This is a genomic window from Pedobacter sp. N23S346 (assembly GCF_048515415.1).
Taxonomy (GTDB): Bacteria; Bacteroidota; Bacteroidia; order Sphingobacteriales; family Sphingobacteriaceae; genus Pedobacter.
This window is the reverse complement of the sequence record NZ_JBLYEE010000009.1, coordinates 227,844-236,031: the sequence shown is the minus strand read 5'-3', so window position 1 is coordinate 236,031 and position 8,188 is coordinate 227,844. Positions and strand designations below refer to the sequence as shown.

At 36.7% G+C, this 8,188-nt stretch carries 3 protein-coding genes; all 3 read right to left on the bottom strand.

The annotated features are described in order from the left end of the window. Positions 1–293 precede the first annotated feature (293 nt). Positions 294–2,684, bottom strand: coding sequence for an ABC transporter permease (locus ACN1CD_RS16795; RefSeq protein WP_419131549.1), 2,391 nt, complete (start codon positions 2,682–2,684; stop codon positions 294–296). 482 nt (positions 2,685–3,166) lie between these two features. Beyond that, complete coding sequence (locus ACN1CD_RS16790; protein ID WP_419131548.1) at positions 3,167–5,557, bottom strand: ABC transporter permease; 2,391 nt, start codon at positions 5,555–5,557, stop codon at positions 3,167–3,169. Positions 5,558–5,762: 205 nt separating this feature from the next. Next, complete coding sequence (locus ACN1CD_RS16785) at positions 5,763–8,144, bottom strand: ABC transporter permease (protein WP_419131547.1); 2,382 nt, start codon at positions 8,142–8,144, stop codon at positions 5,763–5,765. Between the last annotated feature and the right edge of the window lie 44 nt (positions 8,145–8,188).

The following is an 8,188-nucleotide window of genomic DNA, read 5'->3' as shown; positions in this document are numbered from 1 at the left end:
GTTCGGAGTTTGGACGCCTAAACCCATAACCCATCTAACCTCTTCCATAACCCACTTAAAGTTAGGAGTTATCAGTTCGGAGTTTGGACGCCTAAACCCATAACCCATCTAACCTCTTCCATAACCCACTTAAAGTTAGGAGTTATCAGTTCGGAGTTTGGACGCCTAAACCCATAACCCATCTAACCTCTTCCATAACCCTTTTAAAGTTGGGAGTTTGAACACCTAAACCAATAACCCATCTCACCTCTTCCATACCCCCTTTTATCTAACCTCTTCCATAACCCTCTGCTCTATTCATATTTCAAAGCATCAATTGCATTTGCTTTTGCCGCTTTCAACGATCGAAAACTCACTGTAATTACAGTAATTAACATCGATATCAACATTGCCAACAAAAATGGCCACACATTTAATTCCATTCTATAAGCAAAGCCATTTAACCATCCATTTACAAATAAATAGGCAAGTGGCCAGGCAACCAAATTGGCGACAAAAACCATCAATAAAAAAGAACCATTCAGCATTTTCACCGATTGAAATGTAGTTGCGCCCAATACTTTTCTAATTGCCATTTCTTTAGTACGTTGTGTGGCCACGAAAGACATCAATCCAAATAAACCAATGAAAGAAATGAATATGATTACGCCAGCAAACACTTTAAACAGCACGCCCGTAATCTGTTCGGTTTCATAATATCCATTTATTCTTTCATTTACAAAAAAGGAATAATAAATATAGTTTGGAAACATGTTATTCCACAATGCTTCGATTTGTTTACGGGTAGCCATTAATTCATTGGCATCTATTTTTATAGCAGCCCGATAATACTGATTTTTCCCTGCAGATATAGTGAGGCCTGATATACTTTCTTTTAAAGATTTATCATTAAAATCCTTAACTACGCCCACAATTGGAATGTCTTGCCCATTAGAATTGATCGTTTTACCGATTGCATCTAGCGGATTATTGATATGCACTTTTCGCAGAAATGTTTCATTTACTACATAACCATTTGCAGTATCGCTTTTGGCAAATACCTTACCAGCAATAATTTGTAAATCGAAAAGATTAAAGAAATTTTCATCTGCTTTCAATCTTCTTACTTCAAAATCTTTATTTTTAATTCCATTAAATTTAAAATCAGATGAATTTACATTTCCAGATAATGGTGGATCCTGACAAAAGCTCAATTGCAGCACTCCAGGTAATTTCGAAACCTGTTCCTTGAAGGTACTCTGCTTATTTAAATTTACACTATCGGTAGGCACATTCACCATTACCACTTCATTTGCATTAAAACCAAGTGATTTTTTTTGCACATAGTCCATCTGCTTTACCACCACTATTGTGCTTATAATTAAAATAATAGCTATAGCAAATTGCACAATCACTAATGTTTTACGAAGGCTGAGTCCGCCATTATTTAGTGTTACTTTATTCTTTATGGCCAAGGCAGGATTAAAACCAGACATGATCATTGATGGGTAGAAACCTGCTAGAAAACCAACAAACAAAACCATTATACCCATGAAAATAAAAATGACAGGGTACTGAAACAGACTTAACACGAGCGCACCTTTAAAAAGATTTTGCAATTGAGGAAGGCATAATTCAGCTAAAACACATGCAAGAAGCATTGCTATGAGCGTAACCATAAATGTTTCGCTTAAAAACTGGATGATGAGCTGCTTGCGCATACTTCCCATTACCTTTCTAACACCAACTTCCTTTGCTCGCGTTATCGCTTGGGCTGTGCTTAAATTGATAAAATTAATGCAAGCCGTAATCATTAGAAATAAACCAATAATGATTAGGCCATAAATTTCGCGTTTACTAATCCACTTCTCCGAAAAATTACCATAAAGTTCGCTGAAGTGAATGTCTTTTAAAGCCTCAAGTTTATGGTGTTGATTCCCTGCTATATGCTGATTCTTGTAATGAATGATATTAAACTTACTTAATAAGCCTTCAATATCTTCAACCTTTAACCCACTTTTTAGTAACACATAAAACTCATTCCCAGAGCTTACACAGTCCCAACAATCGTCATTCCGATCAGGAAATGTTTGGTAACTGATCACAATTTTTAAAGGAAAACTGCTATTTTCAGGCATATCATGGAATACTCCTGTAACTTTCAAGTAAGTTTTGGTCCCCATCAATATGCTTTTCCCTATTGCATCCTCTGAATTCCCAAAATATCTTTTCGCCATTTTTTCTGATAAAGCGACCGTATTGGGCTGATTCAATGCCTGCTTTGAATGACCGATGGTCCAATTGATGCCGAAAATCTGGAAGAAGTCTGGCTCTGCATAATAAACATCTTCATCGCCCTTGATAACGTCTTTTCCACTTTCATCTTTTATCCTGATAATAGTGCCCCTTTTTATAATTGCTGCTGTTTTTTCTAATCCTACGATTTCTTCTTTGGCAACCTTGGCTACCGGAATCGGAACACCAGCGGAGTAATCATCAAAGGCATCATACTTCCAATCGGTAACTACCCTATATATACGATCTTCATTTTTTATGCCTTCATCAAAGCTAAACTGGTAGCGGATAAATAAAAATATAAGGATGCAACTGGCCATGCCGATGGATAGACCCATTACGTTGATAAAGGTATAGCCCTTATTTTTCCACAAGTTTCGCCAGGCGATTTTTAGGTTGAGTTTGAACATTTTTTTTATAGTATCGAGTATTTAGTATCAAGTATATAGTATCAAGTATATAGTATCAAGTATCAAGACTTTAAGCTTAGAGGCTTAGTTAGTAAGGAGTTATTAGATAGGAGTTTGAACCTAAACCCATAACCCATCTAACCTCTTCCATAACCCTTTTAAAGTTGGGAGTTATCAGCTAGGAGTTTGGACACCTAAACCCATAACCCATCTAACCTCTTCCATAACCTACTTAAAGTTGGGAGTTATAAATTGGGAGTTTGGACGCCTAAACCCATAACCCATCTAACCTCTTCTATAACCCACTTAAAGTTGGGAGTTATCAGTTTAGAGTTTGAACCTAAACCCATAACCCATCTAACCTCTTCCATAACCCACTTAAAGTTGGGAGTTATCAGCTAGGAGTTTGGACACCTAAACCCATACCCCATCTAACCTCTTCCATACCCCCTTTTATCCAACCTCTTCCATAACCCTCCACTCTATTCATATTTAAGTGCATCAATCGTATTGGCTTTCGCAGCCCGGTAAGACCTGATGGTTACGGTAATCAGCGTGATGGCCAACGAGGTAAACATCGCAATCACAAACGGCCAGATACTCAAATCAATCCGATACTCGAAACTGGATAACCATTGTTTAATAAAAATATAAGCCACTGGCCAGGCTACCATATTTGCAATTAGCACCATCCATAGAAATGAACTGTTTAACATTTTTATCAACTCCAGATTTGTTGCGCCTAAAACCTTGCGAATGGCAATTTCTTTGGTTCTTTGCGTGGCTACAAAAGAAATTAAACCAAATAAGCCAATAAACGATATAAATATGACTACGGCAGCAAAAACCTTAAAAAGCGTACCCATTACCTGTTCGGTGCGGTAATAGTTTTTAATTTGATCATCTATAAATTTGACCGTATACACATCATCCGGGAAGGTGCTGTTAAATGTATGCTCTATGGTTTTTAAAGTTTGCAACATTTCTTTCGATGCTAGCTTAATGGCTAACCTGTGGTAATTATTTTTACTCGAAAATAATATAATCGGCGAAATGGCTTCATGCAGGGAAGCATTATTAAAATCTTTAACAACACCCGCAACAGGGGCTCTATGGCCGGAAAGGTTAATAATCTTGCCTAACGCTTCTTCGGGCTTGCTTACATTTAACTTTTTAAGCAGCGTTTCATTTACAATATATGCGCTGGCAGTATCGCTTTTTGGTAAAAGCTTACCTGCAATAAGCTGTAAACCAAAAGTTTTAACATAATCCTCATCAACCATCTTAACGTTTACCTGAAAATCAGCATCCTTCGAACTGTTGTATGAAAAATTAGTTTCATTATTATTACTGGATGAAGGCCCTTCACTACAAAAGCTAACTTTATTGATACCAGGAGTTTTTAGCATAATCTCTTTAAAAGTATTATACTTTAACTTGCTTAAGCTATCTGTAGGCATACTTAGTAAAGCAATGGCACTGGTATCAAAACCTAAAGATTTATTTCGGATGAAGCTCATTTGTTTAATAACGACAAGTGTGCCAATAATTAAAATGGCAGTAATGGCAAACTGAACGACAACCAGTGTTTTGCGTAAACCAACACCACCTGCATTTGCCGCAACCTTATTTTTAATTGCTAGCGCAGGACTAAAACCAGACATAATTAAAGCTGGATACAATCCTGCCAGAAAGCTAACTAAAACCAGTAAAACAAATAAAAAGAGAAAAATAACCGGGTGACCGAAAAGACTAAATGAGATATTCGCACCAAACAAACTTTCCATTCCGGGAAGCGCCAGTTCGGTTAACACACAGGCAAATAACAAGGCAATGAAGGTGATCAAAGCGGTTTCGCTTAAAAATTGCCAGAGTAATTGTTTTCTTCTGCCACCCATTACTTTACGAACACCAACTTCTTTTGAACGGCTAACCGCCTGGGCTGTTGCCAGGTTAATAAAATTAATGCAAGCAGTTAACAATAAAAACAGACCAATTACACTTATGCCAACCAGTTGCTTATAGGGCGTAATACTAGAGCCGAAACTTCCATAATTCTCATCATGATGAATTTCAGTTAACGGTTGAAAAGAATGACTTTCCTTACCTGGCCCTTTATCGGTATAATACTTTTGGATGAATTGATTTAAAGGTTTCTGCAGCTGATCGATAGTTTCCCCTTTTTTGAGCAACACATAGCATTCAGAACCGGAAGATACTGCCCCCCAGCTTTTGCTATTTCTGCTCTGATAACTTGCATAACTGAAAACAATGGTTAATGGAAAACTACTGTTTTGAGGATTATCCTGAATGACTCCTGTTACTTTAAAATGGCCTTTATTATCAAAATCAATGCTGTTACCAACTGCTTTACGCCAATCGCCAAAATAGGTATTTGCAGTTTTTTCTGATAAAACTACCGCATTAGGTGCTGTTAAGGATTGGTTGGGACTGCCGGCTAACCATTTATAATCGAAAATTTCGAAAAATGATGGTTCTGCATAATATACATCTTCCTCAGTTTTAATTTCTGGCTTACCAGCTTGTGCACGAACTTTAACTACACCTCCGCTTTGCTGTATTGCCGCAACCTTATCGAATTGCGAAAAATCGTTCCGCATAGCTGGTGCTAACGGCAGTGGTACGCCTTGCGAATAAAACAAATTCCCATCATTATATTTCCATTGGGAAACGACACGATAAATTCGATTGCCATTGTCATAATCCTGATCAAAGCTCATTTGATACCGCACAAAAATAAAAATGAGGATACAACTCGCTAAGCCAATGGATAAGCCAAAAACATTAATGGCTGTGTACCCTTTGTATTTCCAAAGATTCCGCAGGGCGATTTTTAAGTTTAATTTGAACATGTTTTATAGTAGTGAGTGTATAATAGTATCAAGTATTAGTATCAAGTATCAAGATGGACAGTAGGTTAGCCGGTTTAGGAGTTTAGATGATAGATCGTTCACTGTTAAGGCCATAATCCATCAAACCTCTTCCATAACCCTTTTATAGTTAGGAGTTTGGGCGCCTATACCCATACCCCATCAAACCTCTTCCATAACCCTCCTCTTATTCATATTTAAGTGCATCTACTGCGTTGGCTTTGGCTACTTTAAAAGTTTGCAAACTGACGGTTAAAACAGCAATAATTATAGATGTTAAAAGAGCAATTACAAAAGGCCACGGATTGATCGTGATTTTATAATCATATTTTTCGAGCCATTTACTGACTAAAATATAAGCTGCCGGAATGGCAATAATATTCGAAATGAGAACCAGCTTCATAAAATCTTTATTCAGTAGCACCAAAATATCCGATAAATTTGCACCTAAAACCTTCCTAATACTAATTTCTTTACTTCGCTGTTCCGCCATGTAAAGCGCTAAACCTAATAAACCCAGACAGGAAATAAAAATGGCAAAACCGCCGAAAATATTAGAAAGCACGCTAAGCAATTTTTCACTTTGCAGTTTTTCTTTCATTCCATCATTAACATAGGTGATTTGAGGGGGATAGGCCGGATTAAATTGCTCACCGATTTTCTTTATTGCCTGAATGGAACTACTTAGTGATTGATTTGGGTTTAGTCGCAGTAATAAAACGGAACTTTTTTTAACATTATAATAAAAAATAGTCGGTTCAACCACCTTTCCCAAACTTTCATTAAAATAATCTTGCACTACACCTACCACTGTTAATGGTGGGTTATCACCCCACTTAAGAATTGTGCCAACGGGTTTCTTTAAGCTCATCCGCTTTACAGCAGTTTGATTTAATAATACGGAGGTAATAGTATCTGCAGGGAATTTAGCTGATAAATCTCTCCCCGCAATAATTTTTGTTCCAATGGTCTTTGTATAATCGAAGCCTGTACTTCTATAATTTATAATAGCATTATCTTCTGCGGCCTTACCTGGCCAACTTAAATCGCCTGTAATTGAGCCCCCTCCAGTGAAGTTACCCGCAAACTCCGTTGAAGATATTACTGCTCCATTTTTGATCAGATTATTTTTAAAAGCTTCCAGTCTGGAATGATTCTTCAATTCTCCTTCAATATCCAATTGAACCATATTATTTTGATCGAAACCCAAAGGTTTATTTTTGAGATATTGGATTTGACTATACACAACAATTGCCGAAATAATCATGCAAATGGAAAGACTAAACTGCAAAATCACTAATACCCGCCGAATACTGAGTGAACCCGAACTTCCTTTAAAACCTTTAAGCACCTTTACAGGAATAAATGAGGATAGATAAAATGCCGGGTAACTTCCGGCTAAAAAACCCGTTAGGAGCGCCAGGCTAACTAAAACAATCCAAAATGTAGAGGAACTGTAGTCGATAAAAATCTTAATATCAAGCAGGTTATTAAAATATGGCAGAAAAACTTCTAACAAAACAAATGCAATCAGCACCGCCACAAAAGAGAGAATAATAGATTCTAAAAGAAACTGGCCAATAAGTGTACTTCTTGCTGATCCCAATGCTTTTCTAACGCCAACTTCTCTGGCTCGTTTTTCAGACCTTGCCGTAGATAAATTCATGTAATTGATACATGCAATAAGCAAAACGCAAAGACCGAGAATTGCAAATAATCTTACCTCATCAATTTTTCCGCCAACAACTTCACCATTTTTAAATTCATCCCACAAATGTGATTTACTAAAAGGAAAAAGAAATGGTTCGTATACATAAGCCTTCATTGGTGGATTTTTATTTACGATAAAATTCTTTAATCTTGCATTAACATCTTTAAGTACAACATTATCCTTCAGCTGGAATATTGTAGCACAATCTATACTTCCCCAACCTGTTGCCGGAATTTCAGGTTCTATGTATTCTAAAAAAGCCCAGGGATGCAAAACATCAAATTGTATGGTTTGATTTTTTGGAAGATCTTCTACTACAGCAGATACTTTAAGTGTTCTCTGATTATCCCATTTAATACTTTGCCCTACTACATTTTCACTTCCAAACAGCTTTTTGGCAGTGGTTGAGGTGATGATTACTGAACCCGGCTCATCAAGGGCTGTTGCCGAATTACCATATAGAAATTTATAACTAAGTATTTTTATGAAGGATTTATCTACAAAAATTGAATGAAGTTTAAATTTATTCTCCTTATTGCTATAGAGTTGCTGCCCATTATTGATGGATAATCTTGCGGCATCTTGTATGCCCGGAATTTCTTCTAAAGCCGATTTGGCTAATTTATAAGGAACAGCACCTGTCGTGGCCAGCTCTCCATTGAATTTCAATTTTAACTTGGCAAAATATATTTTATCCAGATTTTTAAATTGCTTATCATAACTCCATTCATAGTTAACATATAATAAAAGCATTAAACAGCAAGCCATGCCTATAGCTAACCCGCCGATATTTATTAAAGTGAATCCCTTGTTTTTCCAAAGGTTCCTAAGGGCGATTTTTAAGTTTAATTTGAACATGTTTAGTATCAAGTATTTAGTATCAAGTATCAAGACTGTAGAGC